Below are 20,883 nucleotides of genomic sequence, written 5' to 3'. Positions count from 1 at the left end.
TTTGCGTATGAGCCTCATTCGAAACCGGTCCGTAACCTTGTCCTTTTTTTCACGCGACGAGCTGTGGTCGGAAGACAACGTCGGCATAGTAATTCGCCGAATTGTAGGTGTCGGTCGGGAAGAGACCTGCGGTGGCGGATCCGCCATACGCATAGACACCGTTGCCGCCGGCGACGGCACTTGATTGGGCCGTCAATGGACCATTGGTGACCGCATTCGCGAAGAAGCCATCAGTTGCCACGTAAGCGCCGGTGGTGTGATAGGACGCAATATAGTTGGTGTTTGCGGTAATGGTGACGGGCGTCGTGAAGTTCACCGTCTGCCAGCCGCTCGCCGTGGTGTTGCTGAAGGTGGCGGTGGCAAGCCTGGTGCCGGTCGTGGTCCACAGGTCGACGACGTTCTGGCCGTTGTCATTGGCGCTGCGATAGAACTTGATGCCGGTGACATCACCGGCGACGTTCGACTGGAACTTGACGCCGAGCTCGAGCTGCTGACCATCGTTGAGGTTCGTCTGGGTCGGCGTGCTGGAGGCGTTGAACAGGCTGTAGGTCGTTGGCGCCGCCGATGCGGCGATGTTGAAGGTCTCGTTGGTCGAGAGGCCGCCGAGATCGGTCGCCGTCACCCTGACGCCGTAGGTGCCTGCTGTCGTCGGCGTGCCGGAGAAGGTCCGCGTCGTGGCGTTGAAGGCCAACCAGGCGGGCAGCGCCGTGCCATCGGCAGCCGTTGCCGTATAGGCCAGCGTCTCGGTGCTGTCGACATCGGTGAAGGTGGTCGTCGGCAGCACGAAGGAGAAGGCCGAGCCGACGGTGGCGTTCTGGGTCGTCGTCTGGACGGCCAGCACCGGTGCGTCGTTGGCGCCGTGGATGGTGACGGTCAGGTTGGCCGTGGCGGTGGCGCCGCCAGTGTCGCGCATCGTATAGCTGAAGACATCGCTCAGCGTGTTGGTCGACTGGCGCAATGCCTGGACGGCCGCATTGGTCTCGTTGACGGTATAGCTATAGACGCCCGATGCGTTGAGCACGAGACTGCCATAGGTGCCGTTCAGCGCCGAACCAAGCGTGCCTGATGTCGCGCCGAAAACGACGGCCGTGACCGTCTTGGTATCACCGGCATCCGGATCGGTGTCGTTGGTCAGCACGTTGCCGCTCGCAACCACACCACCCGAACCATTGGCGACACCACCCTTCTCCGTCGCATCCCCCGCATCGGCAACCGCCGTCGGCGCCCTGTTGCCAGCCGTCGATACGGCGATGCTGAAGGTCTCGTTGGCAGCAAGGCCGCCGAGGTCGGTTGCCGTCACCCTGACGCCGTAGGTGCCGGTTGCCGTCGGCGTGCCGGAGAAGGTCCGCGTCGAGGCGTTGAAGGCCAACCAGGCGGGCAGCGCCGTGCCATCGGCAGCCGTTGCCGTATAGGCCAGCGTCTCGGTGCTGTCGACATCGGTGAAGGTGGTCGTCGGCAGCACGAAGGAGAAGGCCGAGCCGACGGTGGCGTTCTGGGCCACCGTCTGGACGGCCAGCACCGGCGCGTCGTTGGCGCCATGGATGGTGACGGTGAGGTTGGCCGTGGCCGTGGCGCCGGCAGTGTCGCGCATCGTGTAGCTGAAGACATCGCTCAGCGTGTTGGTCGACTGGCGCAGCGCCTGCACGGCGGCATTGCTCTCGTTGACGGCATAGCTATAGGCGCCCGATGCGTTGAGCACGAGACTGCCATAGGTGCCGTTCAGCGCCGAACCAAGCGTGCCTGATGTCGCGCCGAAAACGACCGCCGTGACCGTCTTGGTATCACCGGCATCCGGATCGGTGTCGTTGGTCAGCACGTTGCCGCTCGCAACCACACCACCCGAACCATTGGCGACACCACCCTTCTCCGTCGCGTCCCCCGCATCGGCAACTGCCGTCGGCGTCGTGTTCGGTGTTGTCGATGCCGGACGGAAGACCACATCGGCATAGTAATTGGCGGCGTTGTAGGTGGCATTCGGGAAAATGCCAGTGGTGGCGGATCCGCCATAGGTGTATACGCCGTTGCCGCTGGCTGTCGCCGTCAGCGGGCCGCTGGTCACTGTGGCGGTAAAGAAATTGTTGGTTGCCACGTAGGCACCAGTCGTGTGGTACGAGGCGACATACGTGGTGTTTGCGGTAATGGTGACGGGCGTCGTGAAGTTCACCGTCTGCCAGCCGCTCGCCGTGGTGTTGCTGAAGGTGGCGGTGGCAAGCCTGGTGCCGGTCGTGGTCCACAGGTCGACGACGTTCTGGCCGTTGTCGTTGGCGCTGCGATAGAACTTGATGCCCGTGACATCCCCGGCGACGTTCGACTGGAACTTGACGCCGAGCTCGAGCTGCTGACCATCGTTGAGGTTGGTCTGGGTCGGCGTGCTGGAGGCGTTGAACAGGCTGTAGGTCGTTGGCGCCGCCGATGCGGCGATGTTGAAGGTCTCGTTGGTCGAGAGGCCGCCGAGATCGGTCGCCGTCACTCTGACGCCGTAGGTGCCTGCTGTCGTCGGCGTGCCGGAGAAGGTCCGCGTCGTGGCGTTGAAGGCCAACCAGGCGGGCAGCGCCGTGCCATCGGCAGCCGTTGCCGTATAGGCCAGCGTCTCGGTGCTGTCGACATCGGTGAAGGTGGTCGTCGGCAGCACGAAGGAGAAGGCCGAGCCGACGGTGGCGTTCTGGGTCGTCGTCTGGACGGCCAGCACCGGTGCGTCGTTGGCGCCGTGGATGGTGACGGTCAGGTTGGCCGTGGCGGTGGCGCCGCCAGTGTCGCGCATCGTATAGCTGAAGACATCGCTCAGCGTGTTGGTCGACTGGCGCAATGCCTGGACGGCCGCATTGGTCTCGTTGACGGTATAGCTATAGACGCCCGATGCGTTGAGCACGAGACTGCCATAGGTGCCGTTCAGCGCCGAACCAAGCGTGCCTGATGTCGCGCCGAAAACGACGGCCGTGACCGTCTTGGTATCACCGGCATCCGGATCGGTGTCGTTGGTCAGCACGTTGCCGCTCGCAACCACACCACCCGAACCATTGGCGACACCACCCTTCTCGGTCGCATCCCCCGCATCGGCAACCGCCGTCGGCGCCCTGTTGCCAGCCGTCGATACGGCGATGCTGAAGGTCTCGTTGGCAGCAAGGCCGCCGAGGTCGGTTGCCGTCACCCTGACGCCGTAGGTGCCGGTTGCCGTCGGCGTGCCGGAGAAGGTCCGCGTCGAGGCGTTGAAGGCCAACCAGGCGGGCAGCGCCGTGCCATCGGCAGCCGTTGCCGTATAGGCCAGCGTCTCGGTGCTGTCGACATCGGTGAAGGTGGTCGTCGGCAGCACGAAGGAGAAGGCCGAGCCGACGGTGGCGTTCTGGGCCACCGTCTGGACGGCCAGCACCGGCGCGTCGTTGGCGCCATGGATGGTGACGGTGAGGTTGGCCGTGGCCGTGGCGCCGGCAGTGTCGCGCATCGTGTAGCTGAAGACATCGCTCAGCGTGTTGGTCGACTGGCGCAGCGCCTGCACGGCGGCATTGCTCTCGTTGACGGCATAGCTATAGGCGCCCGATGCGTTGAGCACGAGACTGCCATAGGTGCCGTTCAGCGCCGAACCAAGCGTGCCTGATGTCGCGCCGAAAACGACCGCCGTGACCGTCTTGGTATCACCGGCATCCGGATCGGTGTCGTTGGTCAGCACGTTGCCGCTCGCAACCACACCACCCGAACCATTGGCGACACCACCCTTCTCCGTCGCGTCCCCCGCATCGGCAACTGCCGTCGGCGTCGTGTTCGAGCTCGGCGTGGTAAACATCACATCGACCCAATAGTTCGTCGACTGGAACGTGCTCGTGGGGAATAGGCTGTTGCTGCCATAGCGGTAGACGCCGTTGCCGCTGGCCGGCGCCGTGAGCGACCCGCTCGTTACGTTCGAGGTGAAGTAGCCGGTGGTCGTGGAATAATGACCGCTATTCGTGTGATAAGACGCCGTATAGGTTTGTCCGACTGTCAGTGACACCGGGCTGGTGAAATAGGCAGTCTGCCAACCGCTGACCGACTCATTCGTGAAGGTGAGGGTCGCAAGCCGCGTGCCGGTGCTCGACCATAATGAACCGGTATGCGTGCCAGTATCCAGGTCGCCCTTGTAGAAACGAATGCCGGTGACGGTGCCTGCCACGGAGGTCTGGAATTTGACGCCGAGTTCAACGGCTGAGCTATCGTTGGTGTTGACGACCGCCGGCGTCGCGGCGCCGAAGAGAGAGGTGTAACTCGGCCCGCTGACGGTGACCGTGCGTCCCGCCGAGGGTGTTTCCAGGTTGATGTTATCGTCGACGGCGCGAGATCGGATGGTGTATGTGCCCGCTGTCTGCGGCGACCAGGTATAAGTCCAGTTCTCATCGCCCGTCGCCGGATGCCAGCTTGCCCCGTTGTCCGTGGAAACCTCGACGCCGGCGATGACCCCGCCGCCCGTATCGGTGGCGGTACCTGTAATCGTGACTGCGGAGCCAACGGTCGCCGTTGACGGCACCGTGATGATGGAAGTCGGTGCAACATTGTCCGACGAAGCGGTTGCCGCGACGAGCCCGGATTGCAGCGTCCCGGGCTGAATGCCCATATCGGCAAGCAAGTTGACCATTGCCTGCTGCACGCGCGGGTCCGTCGGCGTCGCCGTGAGATCGTGGTTGTCGCTCAGGCCCCATGTCCAGTAGACCGTGCCGGCGCCGAACACCAATGCACCGCTGGGCGCGCGATAGAGCGTCAGATTGTGGGTCGAGGTCGCATTGCCGGTCGTGTTTCCGTAATCGAGCAAGTAAGTGCTGACCGGAAGCGTCGTCGACGACAGCTTCACGAGGCCGGCCGGATCAAAGCCGTTGTCTACAGCTTCGTCCCATTCGTAACCAAGATAGTTCTTGGTGAGCGTCGCCGTCTGGCCAGGCTGAAGATTGGCGACGCTGGTATTGCGCCAGAAACGCAGATTGGCGTCGTCATAGGGAATAGTGATCGCCTGGAGATTGCTGCCGACATCGTCGACCTTGAACAACTGTCCGGTCAGTGAGTTTTCCGGGTTTCCGCCGCCGATAGCGGGTGGGCTGAGACGCGGATCCCGGAATGTGCCCGTCCATTCGTTGGAAGGGTCGATGCTGGCGGTGGGCGACCAGGTCTCCTTATAGGAGATCAGCGTGCGATAGGGCGTGCCGTCGGCGCTGTAGGCATTGCCCCAACGGGTGCGCCAATAAACCTCGTTGCCGCTCCAGAACATCAGGTTGACGCCCGCATCGCGCGCGGCTTCGACATTGGTTCGCTGCTGTCCAGACCAGTATTCGTCGTGCCCGGCATCAACATAGGTTTTGTGATTGAGCAACAGGCTGCCATAACGGTCGACGTCGACACCCGACAGGTAGGAGACGTCATAGCCGTTCTGTTCCAGCCAGTAGATGCCTGCATATTCGGCGCCGAACAGATAGTCCTGCGGACCGGCATAGGTGCCGACCCCGCCGCGGGTCGCAATCGGCCTGTTGTAGCTGACCGCATAGGCACGACCCGCCCCCTGGCCTGTCGCCGGACCATTGCCGCCATAGAAGTTAGCGCCACCCCAGCCGTTATAAGCTTGCCATGTCTCGTCTGCAGTCTGGAAGACGATGTCGCTGTGGCTGTCGTCATCCCGCACGATGAACGGGATTTGATTTTCGCCAAAGGTGCCATCCTGTCGCACGAGCTTGGCGATGTAGACGCCCGAGACGGCATCATTGGGTACGGTCCACGACGCCGAGACTGCCCAGTTGCCGGCATCCACCGTGCCGGTCGAGGCGTTGCGCAACGGATTGGGCTGCGTCTGCAAACCGGTATGCTGCATGGTCGCGACCTTGCGCGCGCCCATGCCGCCATAATAGCCGAGCCGATAGATGTCGATCCGATAATTGGTGGAATTGGTATTGATCTTGAAGCTGACCGTCTTGCCGTTGTCGACGCTGATGTCGGTCGCAAACCCCTCGATGTTGGAGCTACCGGCACCGTCGATGCCCCACTCACTCTCCGGGTTACCCTGCTTCTGGTTTTCCAGCACGATCGCGTTGCTGGCCGCCGCCGCCGCGGCCGCCAGATTTTGCGTTGCCAACGACCGCTGTGTAGAAGGTGGCGTTGTCACCGAGCCGGAAAGGATGCCGATACCCTTGGATGTGGACGTGCCCGTTCCGATTTCTCCGCCACCGGGCAACGATCCGTTCAAGATCGTCGAATCCGTCCACGTTGCGGTCCCGCGCCAGCCCGAGAGCGGGGACAAATCACGGTCGAGAAGCGGATCGCTGACCGAGGCGCCTATGGCCCGTTTGATCGTCTGCACATAGTCCGGGCCCTCGGTCAGCTTGGTTCCCGACAATTGACCGTCCTGTTGAAGCAAGGCGCCGCCATGCGCCCAATCGAGAATCCGCGTGGGGGAGGTAAAGTAGCCGCATCCGCACACACCAAAGGGCATGCCAAATGCCAGCGAATTAGCGCCGGCATGCTGGGCTGTCGCCTGCGCTGACGGGCTCGATTCGAGAATGACGACCTTGCCCGAGTGCGCACGCTCAGCCGCCACCGCAGCAGAACCCTGCCCGGAAACCGTCGGTGCAGGGCTTTGCGGCAGATACGGAGCCAGAGGATCGTCGCCTATGGAGCTCATTCCAGCATAGGTGCGATAAAAGGGCGATGCGGCCCCGAATGCAACTCCGTTCGCGTCCCGCTCGAAACGCGCAAAACCAAGCGTGTAGGCGGGCAACCGTGACGCGGCAGTATCAGCGCTTCGCCCCCCCGTTTCGAGATTTGTCGCGACAGTGTTGGCCATGGGCGGCTGCGCGCGGGGGATATCAGCTCGACCGTCCGCGTCGCCGATCACGCCCTCTCTCCGTCCAACGTCATGCTCATTGAGCTCCACGTTGTTGTCGGGATTGTCGACAAGCGTTCCATCATGCTTGCTTCCATCCGCGGTTTGCACGGATGTCGCAAGTTGAGCACTATCCTCGCGCCTTTCGGCAGGCTTGCGCGGCTTTCCCTCTCCGCCGACGGCCAACCATCGGGGAACCAGCGAATCCAACAGGAGGGAGCGCGAGCTCCAGCGGCGAGCGTTGCGATACATGGCGGGCACCTCTCGCGTGATTTTCAGGATCGAATCTATGAGGATCGTTTGATACGAGACCCTGAATTATAGCCGAAAAATGAGAGGGTATATCCTACGCCTTTCGCTCTACATGCGGCATCCTTTGGGCAAACGGCCGCGTTGCGTCGCCCACGTGATGGATGGGACGCGTGAGGTCGCGAAGATTCGCCCTTCCTGTGCAAGGCTCGAAGCCGCGGCGGTGGTTTCACCATCGCCGCATGGTGGCGCCAATGCTGGCCCTCCAAGCAGGAGACCACGTACCGGACCGTTCGTGCGATAGCATAGGCCGTTGGGCCTGTTGATTTTTTCGAGGCGATGCCTCTGTGTCGCGCAGAAGATATGTGCTTCTGCTCGATTTAGGCTTATGCACCCTCCCCACCCTATCAATTGTGATTAGGCAAAGTAAACGACCTCCACCTTCCTCAAGGCTTCGCCACACTGCACACTAGCGATGTGGTTTCGGGCTTGGCGTCCGGCGTTCGAACAGCGCTTAAGGCATCGGACCAGCGTCCGTTGAAGGATGTTTTGAAGGCGAGACATGTACATGAATCTATCGCACCGCGTCCCTCACCTGTTCTTTCGAGCAACGTCTGTCATCAGTGCACTCGTCTTTCTTGCCGGAGCTGCGTCACCGGCTCTCGCCGATAGCGCCCCTTTGGCTCCACAAACGAAAATCCGCCTGACGGTCGTCCAATGGATGCCGTCCAAGGGCCAGTTTGAGCGATGGGATGCGATTGGCGGCGAATATACGGTTTCGGATGCAGGTGAAGTCTCCCTGCCCTTTCTAGGGTCGCTGCCGGTTGGAAATCTGGACAGTGCCAGCCTGACCAGCGAGATTGGCAAGCGCCTTCAGGCAAAGATGGGTTTGGCCCAGACACCTGCGGTGACCATCGACGTTCTCGACTATCCGGCCATTTACGTCGTCGGAGACGTGATGGCGCCGGGAGAATACAAGTTTCACTCCGGCCTCAGCGTCCTGCAATCCCTGGCCATGAGCGGCGGCCCGTTGCGGGCTGCGGCACAGCAGCAAACGGAGACGATCAAGCTTGCCGGCGAGCTACGAGAAATCGACCATTCGCTGCTACGCAGTTCGGCAAAGCTCGCGCGGCTGCAAGCGGAGATGGCCGGCGCGAAAGAGATCGTCTTCGATCCGCCGCCCGCTGCCGATCGGCAATATGCCGAGAGTATCCATCAGGAGGAGCAGGTCATTTTTCAGGCCCGTGCAAACGCGCTCGCCAAGCAGTCGGTGGCCCTCGTCGAATTGCGCAATCTCTTGAATGCGGAAATCGATACATTGGAAGAAAAGCTGAAAGGCTCGGATGACAATATCCAGTCGGTCGAGGAGCAACTGACGAGCGTGAAGACGCTTGTCCAGAAGGGCCTCACGATCACCTCACGACAGATGGATCTGGAACGATTGCTCACCAACTATCGCTCCGACCGGCTCGATCTGGTCACCGCCATCATGCGGGGCCGCCAGGCGATCAACGAGACGACGCGCAATCTCGAGGGACTTTCCGACACTCGTCGGAGCGAGGTCGCTTCCGAAGTGCAGGCGGAAAAGGCCACTCTCGATCAGCTCAAATTGAAGCGCGACACCACGCAACAACTGCTTCTCGGAGAGCTGTCGACCGGCATCAACGTGAATAACCGCGATGAGGAACTCCCGCTGACCTTCATCGTGAGCCGGCGGGACAAGGGACAAGTCAATCAATTCCAGGCATCCGAAACGACGGAATTGGCGCCGGGCGACGTGGTCAGGGTAACCAAGCCCCGTATCACGGATGCGCCGTCCGAAGACGCCGCTGCGCTGCCTGTTCAGACAGAGGCTAATATCAGTCAGGTAAGCCGGTGATCCGCGAAAGGCATGTGCCGCAATCGGCCCTGCGGCGGGCGATTGAACGCCGGCACCGGATAACGGGCATGGGCATCCGATGACTTTGCGCATGACCCCACCCAGCAGCCAGACCTACACCCAGATCCTCAAATCGACGATGCTGATGGGCGGCTCTTCGCTCGTCAATGTCGCACTCAGCATTATCAGAAACAAAGCCATGGCTGTTCTGCTCGGGCCGGAAGGCGTGGGACTGATGGGCCTCTATGGATCGATCCTCGATATCGCGCAGGCGATTGCCGGGCTTGGCGTGGGCAGCAGCGGCGTGCGCCAGATTGCCGAAGCTGCGGGCACCGATGACGCAGAAATGATCGCACGATCAGCAACAGTGCTGAGACGCATATCGATGGTGCTCGGATTGTTTGGTGCGCTCCTTCTCGCCGCATTGGCATTCCCGGTTTCAAATTTCACTTTCGGCGGCTACCAGCATGCCGGTGGCATTGCATTGCTGTCGCTGGCAATCTTCTTTCGACTGGTCTCCGCAGGGCAGACTGCATTGATCCAGGGCCTGCGCGGCATTGCCGATCTTGCCCGTATCAACGTGCTTGCCGGGCTTATCGGCACAGCTGTCAGCATCCCGCTGATCTATCTGTTCGGCCTGCAGGCGATCGCACCGTCCCTCGTGGTCATTGCGGCTGCCTCGATCCTTCCGACCTGGTGGTACAGCCGGCGGATCTGCCCTCATCCCTCGCCAATGCCCACGCGCCAGTTCGGTCGGGAAGTGTCGGCACTGCTCAGGCTCGGCTTCGTCTTCATGGCAAGCGGGCTTCTGACCTTCGGCGCGGCTTATGCCATCCGCCTCATCGTGCTGAAGGAGGGCGGTGTCATGGCGGCTGGATTGTACCAGGCGGCCTGGGGCCTTGGCGGTCTCTATGCCGGCTTCATCCTGCAGGCGATGGGAACGGATTTTTATCCGCGCCTGACCGCGGCGGCCGACAACAATGCCGAATGCAATCGGCTGGTCAATGAACAGGCGGAAATCAGCATGCTGCTCGCTGGCCCCGGCCTGCTCGCCACCCTGACGCTTGCGCCGCTCATGATGAGCCTGTTCTATTCGGCGGAATTTCAGGGGGCAGTCGATCTTCTGCGCTGGATCTGCCTTGGAATGATGCTGCGGATTATTTCCTGGCCGATGGGTTTCATCGTCGTGGCAAAGCGTACCCAGGCGATTTTCTTCTGGACGGAGGTTGCGGCGGCGGTCGTGCATGTGGGGCTTGCCTGGCTCTTCGTATCGCTGCTCGGCACGCAGGGAGCCGGTATGGCGTTTTTCGGCCTCTATGTCTGGCACAGCATGCTGATCTATGTGATCGTGCGGAAGCTGACCGGTTTTCGCTGGTCCGCCGCCAATCGCAGACACGGGCTGCTTTTCTTGCCCGCATCGGGACTGGTATTCCTGATGTTCTCGATTTTGCCGCTATGGCCGGCGACGGCGATTGGCTTCGTCGCCGTCGCTCTCTGCGGGCTCTACTCGCTGCGCATGCTGATCGACCTGCTTCCGCCGGAGTCCGTGCCCGCAACCATCCGCGGATGGATCACGAAATCTGCATAACGAAACAATGCGCGTATCCGGAGATACGCGCATTGTTTCGTTATGCAGATTGTTTTTACCTCAGGCAAATGCGGGTTCAGGCGACAGCGACATCCATGGCACGTTGCACGCTGGCGGCTCCGACGGTCGCTTCCGCAAGGGCTGCGCGCAAGGCTTCGACGACCCGGTCCATGTCAGACACGGTCATCTGGGCATAAAGCGGCAGGATTATCGTTTGCTGCTGCGCAGATACGCTTCGCGTCAGGCTCGTGGCAACGCGGTGGGAGGTCTCACCGGAATAGGCTCCCTCCAGATGAATGTTCATCACACCACGCCGAGTCGAGATACCCTGATTGAGCAGGGTCTGCATGACGGCCCGCTGGTCGACCGTATCGGGCAACCTCACACAGAAGCTCTGCCAATTGCTGCGAGCCCAGCGCGGCTCGGCCGGCAGCGAAAGCCCGACAATCGTCGACAGACGCTCGCAATATTGCTCGGCAAGCAGCCTGCGCTGGGCAACCAATTCCGGCAGGCGCCGCAATTGCTCGCGTCCGACGGCCGCCTGAAGATCGGTCATCCGGTAGTTGTAGCCCAACTCATCATAGTCTTCGAAGATGACTTGTTTGGAGCCGTGACGAACGGCATCGGTGACGCTCATGCCATGCTGGCGCCAGAGCCGGAACTTCCGGTCATATTCGGGATTGGCCGTCGTCAACATGCCGCCATCGCCTGTCGTGACGACCTTCCTGGGGTGGAAGGAGAAGCAGGCAATGTCGCCATGCGCTTTGCCGATCTTTTCCCAACGACCGTCCCACAGGATTTCGCTTCCGGACGCACAGGCTGCATCTTCGATAACCGGTATCGAGTGGCGCTTGCCGATCTCCACGATGGCGCGGAGATCGCAAGGCATGCCGAGCTGATGCACGCAGAGAATTGCCCTGGTGCGAGGCGTGATTGCTGTTTCGATCAGGCTGGGGTCGATGTTGTAACCATCCGCTTCGATGTCGACGAAGACCGGCACTGCATCACAGTATCGAATCGCGTTCGCCGTTGCGATGAACGAATGGCTGACTGTGACGACTTCATCGCCGGTGGATATGCCAACAGCCTTCAGGGCCAGATGCAACGCGGTCGTGCAATTGGACATGGCGCAAGCATGCGCGGCGCCCACAAAGGCAGCGAATTCACGCTCGAAAGCCGCGACTTCCGGCCCCTGCGTCACCCATCCCGACAGAATAACGCGGCGCGCAGCCTCAGCCTCTTCTTCCCCGAGGACGGGTTTGGCAACCGGAATTATGGATTGAGATGAGCTCATGCAGCCTGCCCTCCTGCGCTTGTCTGCTTTTGCCACCAGGCAACGAGATCGCGAAGCCCTTGCTCCATGGAGATCTCCGCCTTGAAGCCGAGGAGCCGTTCGGCCTTGCTGATATCGGCAAGGCGACGGGTCACGCCGTTGACCGTGCGGGCCTCTTTGTGCTGCGGTTCGAGCGAGGAACCCATGATGTCGCTCAGCATCTTCGCGAGTTCCAGTAGACTTATTTCCTTGCCGCTCGCGACGTTGAACACTTCGTCCGTGACATCGCTTTTCGCGGCCAGAATGTTTGCCCGGGCGATGTCGCGTGCATCGACGAAGTCCATCGTCTGGCTACCATCCCCATAGATGAGGGGCGGCATCCCGGCCACCAGGCGTTCCATCCAACGGATCAGAACTTCCGTATAGGCGCCGTAAACGTCCATGCGCGGCCCATAGACGTTGAAATAACGGAGCGCGACATAGCGCAGGCCGTACATCTCCGCAAAACTACGCAGCAGCCCCTCGTTGAATGTTTTCGCCGCGCCGTAGATCGTCCGGTTATTGTACGGATGGTGCTCTTCGGTCGTTGGAAAACTCTCGGCAAGCCCCAGAACGGAGGCGGAAGAGGCAGCAACTACTTTCGATACGCCCGCCTTGACGGCGGTTTCGAGAACGTTGAACGTCCCCTCCGCAAGGACATCGAAAGCCAGTCGAGGCTCTTCGGCGCATTGCGTGATGCGGATGGCGGCCTGATGAAAGACGATGTCGACGCCTTCGAAGACTTTTGCCAGAAGCGCTCTGTCGCGGATATCCCCGTCGATGATCTTAACAGGCGCGCTTGTTATCGCCGAGCTGAGATTGTCCCGGCGCCCGCGCACGAAATTGTCGAGGACGATGATCTCGCGAGGTTTTTCCAATGCGACAAGATCGGCAATATGCGAGCCGATCAGACCGGCCCCGCCGGTAATGAGCACCCGTTTGTCTCTCATGATCTTCCCTCACGCGACATGTTCGTCATCGGATCATTATCCGAACGCCAACGTATGAATTTCGCAGGTACACCTGCGGCGACCGAGAACGGTTCGACGTCGGAAACGACAACTGCCCCCGCTCCAATGATCGCCCCCTTCCCGATGGTCACGCCGGGAAGAATGGTCGCGTTCGTTCCGATATCGGCCTCTGCGCAGATGCGTACCGGCTTGATTTCAAGATCCGTGCGAATGATCGGCACATCCAAGGGCAGTGCCGTGTGGGTCGAGCCAAGCACCTTGGCGCCAGGTCCCCACCCGACAGAATCCTCGATCACGAGATCGCGAGCGTCGAAATAGGCCATCGGCCCGATCCAGACATTATCGCCGATCTTGCACCGGCCGTCGAAACGACCCTGGATATAGGCCTGAGCCCCGATGAACACCCCATTGCCGATGTCGAACGTCTCGGGATGTTTGAAACCGGCACCGCCTGCAACTTGCAATCCTGTGCCACAGCTCCGCGCGATGGCTTGCCAGATGGCTTTTCGCATCAGAGTATCGATGACACCGTCACCGGCCGCGAAACGACCGTAGAGCTCAATCAGGCCGGCGCGCCCGTATGACTGCCTCAGTTCTTCGGCCAGCCCGGCCTGATAGGCAGGGTCCGCCGGCCTTTCATGACGGCCGTGGACCGCCTGCACGATCCGGGCCTCGCCCGCACGATCAACTGACATAGGCGTTCTCCAGCGCGGCGGCCACCTGGTCGACGTGCCACGCCGGCATCTCCGGATAGATCGGCAGCGAGAGGACCTCCCGTGCGGCGGCTTCCGAGTTTGGGAAATCGCCGGCCTTGTAACCAAGGTCGGCATGGGCCTTCTGCAGATGCACTGGGATCGGATAGTGCAGCCCGGACTGAATGCCCTCCGCGCTCAATACGCGCTGAAGCTGGTCACGATCGCGGCTTCTGATAGCATAGACGTGATAGACGTGGCGCCGGTCGGAGATTTCGACAGGAGTCCTCAAATTCGCCGAACCGCCAAGCAGCAACGAGTAGCGGCGTCCATGGGCGCGCCGCGCTTCGGTCCAGGCTTCGAGATGCCGGAGCTTGATGCGCAGGATCGCACCTTGAATGGCATCCATGCGGTAGTTGAAGCCCTTCAGCAGATGGTGATAGCGCTGTTCCTGACCCCAGTCGCGCAGCATCCGCATCGTCTTGGCCTGATCGTCGCTGTTGGTGACGACGATACCCCCCTCGCCGCAGGCGCCGAGATTTTTGCCGGGATAGAAGCTGAAGCAGCCGGATGTGCCGATACTGCCGGCGCGCGCGCCTTTGTATTGCGCTCCGTGCGCCTGGCAGGCGTCCTCGATGACCGGGATCCGGTAGTGGTCGGCAATCGCTTTGATCGCGTCCATATCGGCCATCTGACCGTAGAGATGGACGGGAATAATGGCCTTGGTTCGGGCCGTAATCTTAGCCTCGAGTTGCGCCGGATCCATCGTCAGCGTCACGGGCTCGACATCGACGAATACCGGTCGTGCACCTGCGTAGCAGATCGCCGATACGGTCGCGACGAAGGTAAATGGCACGGTGATGACTTCATCGCCGGGGCCGACGCCTGCCGCGAGAAGCGACAGATGCAGGGCACTCGTCCCAGTGTTGACGGCTATCGCATGTTTGACGTTGCAATAGTCCGCGAATTCCTGCTCGAGGCGGGCGACCTCCTCGCCCAATATGTATTGCCCCGAGGCCAGGACACCGAGCACGGCGGTGTCGATTTCGCTCTTGATGGATTGATATTGTGCTTTGAGATCGAGGAACGGGATCATGCAATGCGCCTCGCCTCTTCGAGCTCGATGATACGACCGCGCTGGGCGAGCGACCGGCTTGCGGCTTCAAGGATGCGAACGACCCGCAGCCCGGCTTGGCCATCCGTAATGGGCCGCGAATTTTGCTCGATGCACTCGACGAACTGATCCAGTTCGCGTTTTAATGCCTCGGTCATATCGAGCTTGGGCGCCCACATGTCGCCGCTGCGGTACCCGACCATCATCTGATGCACCTTCTCGCCGTAGGCCTGAGAATTTGGGTTCAGCGTGATGCCCTTGTCGTAAACCTTGATCTTTTCGCTGGGCTCCAGATCGTCGTAGACGACCATCTTGTTGCTGCCGCCGATCAGGGTGCGGCGCACCTTGACCGGCGCCAGCCAATTGACGTGGATGTGGGCGATCAGCTTGCTTTCGAAGAAGAGCGTCAGATAGGCGATGTTCTCAGGCTCGCCGAGCACATGGCTCATGCCCGTCGCCGAAACCGCCACCGGCCTTTCCTGCACAACATGGTCCAGGATAGAGAGATCATGCACCGCGAGGTCCCAGATAACGCTGACATCGTGCTGGAAGAGCCCCAGATTGACCCGGACCGAGTCGTAATAATACATGTCGCCCAAGCCGCTTTCGACGAGTTCGCACATCTTGCGGACGGCGCCGGTGTGGACGAAGGTATGATCCACGGCCAGCACGAGGCGTCTGCGCGCCGCTTCTTCGACCATCCGTGCGGCTTCCTCCGTCGTCGATGCCATCGGCTTTTCGACGAAGACATGCTTTCCGGCCATCATCGCCTGCATTGCGAGCTTGAAATGGGTCGAGACCGGCGTTGCGATGGCGATTGCATCCACCTTTGGATCGCGCAGAACTTCCTCGAACTTGTCGGTGATCGTTACTGCTGGATACCGGCTTTTAACAGCCGCCAACCGTTCGACATTCAGATCACAAACTGAAACGAGGTGCGCGCCGGCCGCTTCCGAGATGTTACGAACCAGATTCGGACCCCAATACCCATACCCGACAACAGCGATGCCGATCATTTCATTCCTCCCAACGCATACATGTCGACTGCCCCGTCATTGACGCGACCGATCACCCTGGCTGGAACGCCCGCGACAATGGCGCCATCAGGCACGTCCTTTGTTACAACCGCACCGGCGCCGACCTGGGCAGCCTCTCCGATGGTCACGCCAGGCAGAATGGTGGCGTTGCTGCCAATCGATGCGTGGCGCTTGACCAACGTCGGGATGAGGATCCAATCGGCCTCCGTCTGCAGGCTGCCATCCGGATTGACGGCGCGCGGGTACATGTCGTTCGTAAACATCACCCCGTGGCCTATGAACACGCCGTCCTCCAGCGTCACGCCCTCACAGAGGAAGGAATGGCTGGAGATCTTGCAGTCTTTTCCGACGATGACGTTCTTCTGAATCTCGACGAAGGTGCCGATGCGCGTTCCTGCGCCGATCGTGCAGCCGTATAGATTCACCAGATCTGGATGGTGGATGATGCTGCCGTCACCCAGCTTGACGTTTGATGCAATCATCCCTGCAAAACCCCTACTCCTGAACAAGCCCAGATTCTCAGTTGAAACAACAATCGCTTGATTGCACCCAAGGTTTCATACCGACAGGACAAATACTTCTCTTCACTTCAAAGAGAATTGTTTTCTTCATCTGAGTAAAGAAACAAAACGTTTAAGGTTATTCACCTAAAGGCGTATCTACTTATGACGACTTACGCCCTTATTCACGCATCGACCGACATTGGTGGTGGGGCCACCTCCCACACCCGTTACCGGACCCATGCCGGAGACGACGATTGTTTCCATGCATTTAGTGGCCCGCCCAAAATGCGGTGTAACGGCGCAGACTATTCTACAAACCGCCTAGTAATATATAAGTCTACCTTAGATTTATCATTCTATTTCCGCCTTACGATGGTAGTTGTGCGCTACTTAGCCTATATTAGCTACTGTAACGTTCCGCGAATTGTGGTATTCGATTCCTACTTTAGAGTTTCCTAAACCCCCGTATTGAGAGGGGTTGGTACTCGAAGCCGTAGTGAGAGCGTAAACGTGTTAGGGGAGGGTGAAGCTGTGAATTCAGCACTTATACCGAATTTAGACTCCAGGCAGGAGAACCTAGCATTTCCCCTTACGATAGAAAGTAATTCGACGGCACTTGCCTTGTCGACAAGACAAACGCATTCGCTTGTCATTCTCGATAATCGTGAACTCGATCGGCAATGCTTGGCGCAATGCATGGCTGCCCAAAAGACGGATTTGCAGATTCTGGCATTTGGATCAATTGAGGAGTGGAAGCAGAAGCGGGACGACTATCCTCCGCTTTCGGCAATCCTCTTGAACGTCGGCGGCAAAAAGATCGATGAACCGGCCGTTTCGGAGCAAATCCGGAAGCTCTCGTCGGAATTTGCATCAACGCCACTCATCGTATTGGCCGATAGCGACGATTTCGGCCAAATCGTCAGGGCGCTCGAGTACGGAGCCAAGGGGTTCATACCCGCCTCGGTCAGCGTCAGTGTGTGCATGGAGCTGATCGCGCTGTCGGTGGCGGGAGGAATTTTTGTACCTGCAAGCGCCCTGTTCGCCATGCGTCACTTGCTGGACTCGAGCAATTCGACCGCGCGCCCGCTAGCCGGCATATTCACGGATCGTCAGGTGGAAGTCGTTGAAGCGCTCCGACGCGGAAAGGCGAATAAAATTATCGCCTATGAGCTCAATCTGCGAGAAAGCACTGTAAAGGTGCATGTTCGTAACATTATGAAAAAGGTCAAAGCAACGAACAGGACGGAAGTCGTGTTCAAGCTCAACGACTTGTTCCAAACCAGTATTCCGGCATGAGCGTGGATAAGGCGTTGTACTGATCGTTGTTGAGGCAAACCTCTTCGTATCTTGGAACCACGGTCTTGCTCAAAAAACCCGATGGCGCGAATGCGTCACCGGGTTTTTTGATGCCGGGGTTCGTCTCCATCCCGTCTCCCGCGATCTTGGCATAATAGCGATCGAGCGCTCGACCACCTGACTGTTGTTTGCGTACTTGCGGATGAACGGCCCCGTCCTGCCCATTCATCCTGCAACGCGTCGCCCGATAGAATTCAGGGCGTACCAGTATTTTGGCCCGATTGTTTGCTTGCAGACCAATTTGATCCAGGGCAATGAATTTCGCACTTCGGGCGAAACTTCAAGAGCAAAGCGCTGAATAGCCATGGCTGTGGCAATATCGAAATTATTGAATGCCATGCCTGCCAGCCGAAGCGCCTCTTTCCCGAGATCCCTGGCAAGAAAACGTCTGAGTTTCTCATCTTTCCTGAGGCTTTCCGCGCCTTGACGAAACAGAATATCGAAAGCCTGTTTTCTTTGCCGGAGGTCGGGAAGGATACTTTGTCCATAGTATTGTAGCGACATGTTCGAAGCATGTCTGCGGTATACGGCTTGGTCTTGGTTGATGTAGCCCACTCCGGCATGTGATGCGAGCCGCAGCCACATCTCCATATCACCGGTATGCGGCAGTTCCTTATGATAGCCGCCGACCTGTTTTTGCAGCGTCGTTCTGATGACGGCCGTCGGTGTCGGAACCAGGTTGTTTGCTCCACTCAACCGTATGAATTGCGGGCCCGACAAGACCTGCATGGGAGCCACACCATTGTCCCCGAGAGGATCGACGCGCTTACTGACGCCGCTCGGCTCAGCTATGAGCGCGTTCCCGAAGGTGAACCCCACATTCGGATGATTGCGCATCAACTCCGAAGCGCGACCCAGCGCGCCCGGCAAGAGATAATCATCCGCGGAGAGAAGCAGGAATAAGTCGCCGCCCGCCCACTCGATTCCGCCATTATAGGTGGCGATGTGGCCCTTGTTTGCCGTGTGCCGCCGATAGGTGACCCGTTTGTCCCGGGATGCCAGAGCCTTTCCGACTTCCGGCGTATTGTCTGGCGAGCAGTCATCCAGAATAAGCACGCGTACATCGACGCCTGCCTGTGACAGAACACTTCCAACACATTCCTCAAGGAAATGAGCGTAGTTGTAGCAGGGAATGACGACATCAACGCGTTGCAAACTTAATCCTCCGCAGGCAATCGTTACGTTCGGGAGTATTTCATGGAACCCGAACCCGGCTTCGTTTCGCTCTGACGCGTTCGTCGCTCCCGATTCATTGGCGCGACGTCGATGCGTGTGCCCGCATCGCTGATTTCGTGCAGGACCATGCAGCTCTCAACAAGGAGGATCGGGCAAGCAGCCGCGAGCCTACACGCTTCAAGCCACTCCGAGCGCGCTCCCACCGGGTAAGCGCAAAACGGGTCCGGGACCGAAATGCATCGTAGAAGGCGACGTTCGGGCTCAAGCTTCCTGATTTCCAGGGCTTCACGTTGGTCACGAAATGAACGATCGCGAGCTTCTGCTCGAGCGCGATGCGGGCGATCGCCTGCGTTGGCTCGAACTGAAAATTCCAGGCGCGGTTCAGGATCTTCCACTTTCCGTCGCAGGCAAAGTTAAGGGCGTCCTGATCCGAATATTCCGTCGTCGGAAAGCGGTCGAGATACTCCAGCGAACGTTCCGTTATCCGCTCGTTTCGCCATTTTTCAAGGTCGATGAGAAGAATGCCGGCGTTGAAATAACGTTCGACCCGAGGGCCGCCTGTCGCACTTGGTCCGATGCTTACAACATTGTCCAGCCAGTAATCCGGTACGGCGCCGATCACTGCCTCGCCGAGATCGATATTCCACAACTGTTCAAGCGCAGTCAGGACCAGGATGTCGCCATCCAGATACAGAGCCCGATTGCAGGTCTGCGGAAGGAACTGCGGCAGAAGGATCCTTGCGAAGGTCATCCTCGATACGCCAGGGCGAGTGGAAAATCCATTTGCGAAGGACAATGTGGCGATGGGATGCCACTGAATGACTGCAGAATTTGCGGGCAGAGAGTCAAAGATCAGTCGCTTTATTTCTTCGCCTATTCCCTCATGAATGACATGGATATTCAAGGGCCATGCGCTTTGGTTATTCTCGGCGATCGATCTAAGGGCGGTCGCCAAGGGAACGGCGTAGGCCGCATCGACTGCAAAGACGATGGGGCCTAACCGCTGTTTTGCACCCGCAAGGGCGGCTCCTGTTGGTATGCTATGCACATTCATGTTTCCGGCACCATCCCATCGAAAGAACACGAGCTTGCAATGATCGATCTTTCTGTTCACGGCCCGATTGGTACGGCTTCCTGAACGGGAAGGCCGACGGCCGGGGTAGGCAGATGGGTGTAGGCCATTCGCGAGGACTGGACGCCAAGCGTGCTCTTGGTTCCGCCAGACAGCTTCCACTCGAAATACGCGATCGTTTTCTCAAGCCCCTGTCGCAGGTTTACGGTCGGCTGCCAGCCCAGGTCCTGCTTTGCGTGGGTGATGTCGGGCTTGCGCTGCGTCGGATCGTCAATCGGCAGAGGCTTGTAAACAATGCTTGATTTCGATCCCGTCATCTCGATGACCATTTCGGCCAGTTCCCGGACCTGGAATTCTCCTGGATTACCGAGATTGATCGGACCCGTAACGCCGGCCGGCGCCCCCATCAGGCGGATAAAGCCCTCAATCAGATCGTCTACATAGCAGAAGGAGCGCGTTTGCTTACCGTTGCCGAAGATGGTGATCGGCTCGTTTTGAAGCGCCTGAACGATGAAATTGGAGACGACGCGGCCATCATTGGTTTGCATGCGAGGCCCGTATGTATTGAAGATCCGTGCCACGCGGATCTCCACGCCATATTGGCGATGGTAATCGAAGAACAATGTTTCGGCACACCGTTTGCCTTCGTCATAACATGCGCGCGGCCCTATGGGATTGACGCTGCCTCGATACTCCTCGGGCTGAGGGTGGACTGCCGGATCGCCATAGACTTCGCTCGTGGATGCCTGGAAGATCTTCGCCTTGGTGCGTTTTGCCAGGCCGAGCATATTGATGGCCCCGTGCACATTGGTCTTCACGGTCTGCACGGGGTCGTGCTGATAGTGAACCGGAGATGCCGGACAGGCGAGATTGTAGATCTCGTCGACCTCCACATAGAGCGGGAAGGTAATGTCATGACGGAGCACCTCAAAGCGAGGATCGTCAAGAAGATGCAGCACATTGTCGCGCGAACCGGTGTAGTAATTGTCCACGCAGAGGACATCATTGCCCTCTCGCAAAAGCCTTTCGCACAGGAATGACCCCAGAAACCCGGTGCCGCCGGTTACCATAATTCGCTTTTGTCCGTGCATTGGTGTGCTCCGTTGTT

The 20,883-nt window shown here is 59.5% G+C and carries 13 protein-coding genes; 3 read left to right on the top strand and 10 right to left on the bottom strand.

The genetic code is table 11. The features are described 5' to 3' along the window. Window positions 1-49 precede the first annotated feature (49 nt). Window positions 50-7,078 carry a DUF4082 domain-containing protein gene (locus NE851_RS32395; protein ID WP_368411040.1) on the bottom strand — a complete coding sequence of 2,343 codons (7,029 nt, stop codon included), beginning with the start codon at window positions 7,076-7,078 and terminating at the stop codon, window positions 50-52. A gap of 565 nt (window positions 7,079-7,643) precedes the next feature. Between NE851_RS32395 and NE851_RS32390 the strand changes: the two genes are divergently transcribed. Together NE851_RS32390 and NE851_RS32385 are read left to right on the top strand one after the other, a co-directional pair. Continuing rightward, window positions 7,644-8,954 (top strand): polysaccharide biosynthesis/export family protein, encoded by a 1,311-nt coding sequence (locus NE851_RS32390; protein ID WP_174824524.1) that lies wholly within the window; start codon window positions 7,644-7,646, stop codon window positions 8,952-8,954. A gap of 79 nt (window positions 8,955-9,033) precedes the next feature. Further along, entirely contained in the window at window positions 9,034-10,542 is a 1,509-nt protein-coding gene (locus NE851_RS32385) for an O-antigen translocase (protein ID WP_097545106.1), read from the top strand. A 76-nt stretch (window positions 10,543-10,618) separates the two neighbouring features. On the opposite strand, the gene NE851_RS32380 is transcribed toward NE851_RS32385, so the two are convergent. Genes NE851_RS32380 through NE851_RS32355 form a run of 6 tightly spaced genes read right to left on the bottom strand, consistent with a single transcriptional unit; the run spans window position 10,619 to window position 16,150 of the window. Continuing rightward, window positions 10,619-11,836, bottom strand: coding sequence for a DegT/DnrJ/EryC1/StrS family aminotransferase (locus tag NE851_RS32380; RefSeq protein WP_254962602.1), 1,218 nt, complete (start codon window positions 11,834-11,836; stop codon window positions 10,619-10,621). Beyond that, window positions 11,833-12,804, bottom strand: coding sequence for an NAD-dependent epimerase/dehydratase family protein (locus NE851_RS32375; protein ID WP_029868052.1), 972 nt, complete (start codon window positions 12,802-12,804; stop codon window positions 11,833-11,835). The genes NE851_RS32380 and NE851_RS32375 overlap by 4 nt, the downstream gene beginning before the upstream one ends. Next, complete coding sequence (locus tag NE851_RS32370; protein WP_097545104.1) at window positions 12,801-13,520, bottom strand: acyltransferase; 720 nt, start codon at window positions 13,518-13,520, stop codon at window positions 12,801-12,803. Before NE851_RS32370 ends, NE851_RS32375 begins: the two co-directional genes overlap by 4 nt. Further along, complete coding sequence (locus NE851_RS32365) at window positions 13,510-14,613, bottom strand: DegT/DnrJ/EryC1/StrS family aminotransferase (protein ID WP_029868054.1); 1,104 nt, start codon at window positions 14,611-14,613, stop codon at window positions 13,510-13,512. The genes NE851_RS32370 and NE851_RS32365 overlap by 11 nt, the downstream gene beginning before the upstream one ends. Beyond that, window positions 14,610-15,647, bottom strand: a complete 1,038-nt coding sequence (locus tag NE851_RS32360; protein WP_029733100.1) for a Gfo/Idh/MocA family protein — start codon at window positions 15,645-15,647, stop codon at window positions 14,610-14,612. The genes NE851_RS32365 and NE851_RS32360 overlap by 4 nt, the downstream gene beginning before the upstream one ends. Next, window positions 15,644-16,150: an acyltransferase gene (locus tag NE851_RS32355; RefSeq protein WP_047619763.1), complete on the bottom strand. Its 507-nt coding sequence runs from the start codon at window positions 16,148-16,150 to the stop codon at window positions 15,644-15,646. The genes NE851_RS32360 and NE851_RS32355 overlap by 4 nt, the downstream gene beginning before the upstream one ends. A gap of 552 nt (window positions 16,151-16,702) precedes the next feature. Between NE851_RS32355 and NE851_RS32350 the strand changes: the two genes are divergently transcribed. Continuing rightward, complete coding sequence (locus NE851_RS32350; protein ID WP_029733098.1) at window positions 16,703-17,467, top strand: response regulator transcription factor; 765 nt, start codon at window positions 16,703-16,705, stop codon at window positions 17,465-17,467. A 225-nt stretch (window positions 17,468-17,692) separates the two neighbouring features. Here the strand turns inward: NE851_RS32350 and NE851_RS32345 are convergent, their stop codons facing one another. The 3 genes from NE851_RS32345 to NE851_RS32335 all read right to left on the bottom strand — a co-directional run bounded on the left by NE851_RS32345 (window position 17,693) and on the right by NE851_RS32335 (window position 20,866). Then, window positions 17,693-18,682 carry a glycosyltransferase family 2 protein gene (locus NE851_RS32345; RefSeq protein WP_028757615.1) on the bottom strand — a complete coding sequence of 330 codons (990 nt, stop codon included), beginning with the start codon at window positions 18,680-18,682 and terminating at the stop codon, window positions 17,693-17,695. A gap of 94 nt (window positions 18,683-18,776) precedes the next feature. After that, entirely contained in the window at window positions 18,777-19,757 is a 981-nt protein-coding gene (locus NE851_RS32340; RefSeq protein ID WP_048338511.1) for a glycosyltransferase family 8 protein, read from the bottom strand. A gap of 56 nt (window positions 19,758-19,813) precedes the next feature. Next, window positions 19,814-20,866: a UDP-glucuronic acid decarboxylase family protein gene (locus NE851_RS32335; protein ID WP_029733095.1), complete on the bottom strand. Its 1,053-nt coding sequence runs from the start codon at window positions 20,864-20,866 to the stop codon at window positions 19,814-19,816. Between the last annotated feature and the right edge of the window lie 17 nt (window positions 20,867-20,883).

Origin of the sequence: Rhizobium anhuiense bv. trifolii (genome assembly GCF_024346605.1) — a bacterium.
GTDB lineage: Bacteria > Pseudomonadota > Alphaproteobacteria > Rhizobiales > Rhizobiaceae > Rhizobium > Rhizobium anhuiense.
The sequence above is the reverse complement of the archived record's forward strand: the minus strand, read 5'-3'. Positions and strand labels throughout refer to the sequence as shown.

Coding starts and splice junctions, on each gene's coding strand:
- NE851_RS32395 (WP_368411040.1), bottom strand. CDS start 7,078: ATGTATCGCAACGCTCGCCGCTGGAGCTCGCGCTCCCTCCTGTTGGAT.
- NE851_RS32390 (WP_174824524.1), top strand. CDS start 7,644: ATGAATCTATCGCACCGCGTCCCTCACCTGTTCTTTCGAGCAACGTCT.
- NE851_RS32385 (WP_097545106.1), top strand. CDS start 9,034: ATGACTTTGCGCATGACCCCACCCAGCAGCCAGACCTACACCCAGATC.
- NE851_RS32380 (WP_254962602.1), bottom strand. CDS start 11,836: ATGAGCTCATCTCAATCCATAATTCCGGTTGCCAAACCCGTCCTCGGG.
- NE851_RS32375 (WP_029868052.1), bottom strand. CDS start 12,804: ATGAGAGACAAACGGGTGCTCATTACCGGCGGGGCCGGTCTGATCGGC.
- NE851_RS32370 (WP_097545104.1), bottom strand. CDS start 13,520: ATGTCAGTTGATCGTGCGGGCGAGGCCCGGATCGTGCAGGCGGTCCAC.
- NE851_RS32365 (WP_029868054.1), bottom strand. CDS start 14,613: ATGATCCCGTTCCTCGATCTCAAAGCACAATATCAATCCATCAAGAGC.
- NE851_RS32360 (WP_029733100.1), bottom strand. CDS start 15,647: ATGATCGGCATCGCTGTTGTCGGGTATGGGTATTGGGGTCCGAATCTG.
- NE851_RS32355 (WP_047619763.1), bottom strand. CDS start 16,150: ATGATTGCATCAAACGTCAAGCTGGGTGACGGCAGCATCATCCACCAT.
- NE851_RS32340 (WP_048338511.1), bottom strand. CDS start 19,757: ATGAATGTGCATAGCATACCAACAGGAGCCGCCCTTGCGGGTGCAAAA.
- NE851_RS32335 (WP_029733095.1), bottom strand. CDS start 20,866: ATGCACGGACAAAAGCGAATTATGGTAACCGGCGGCACCGGGTTTCTG.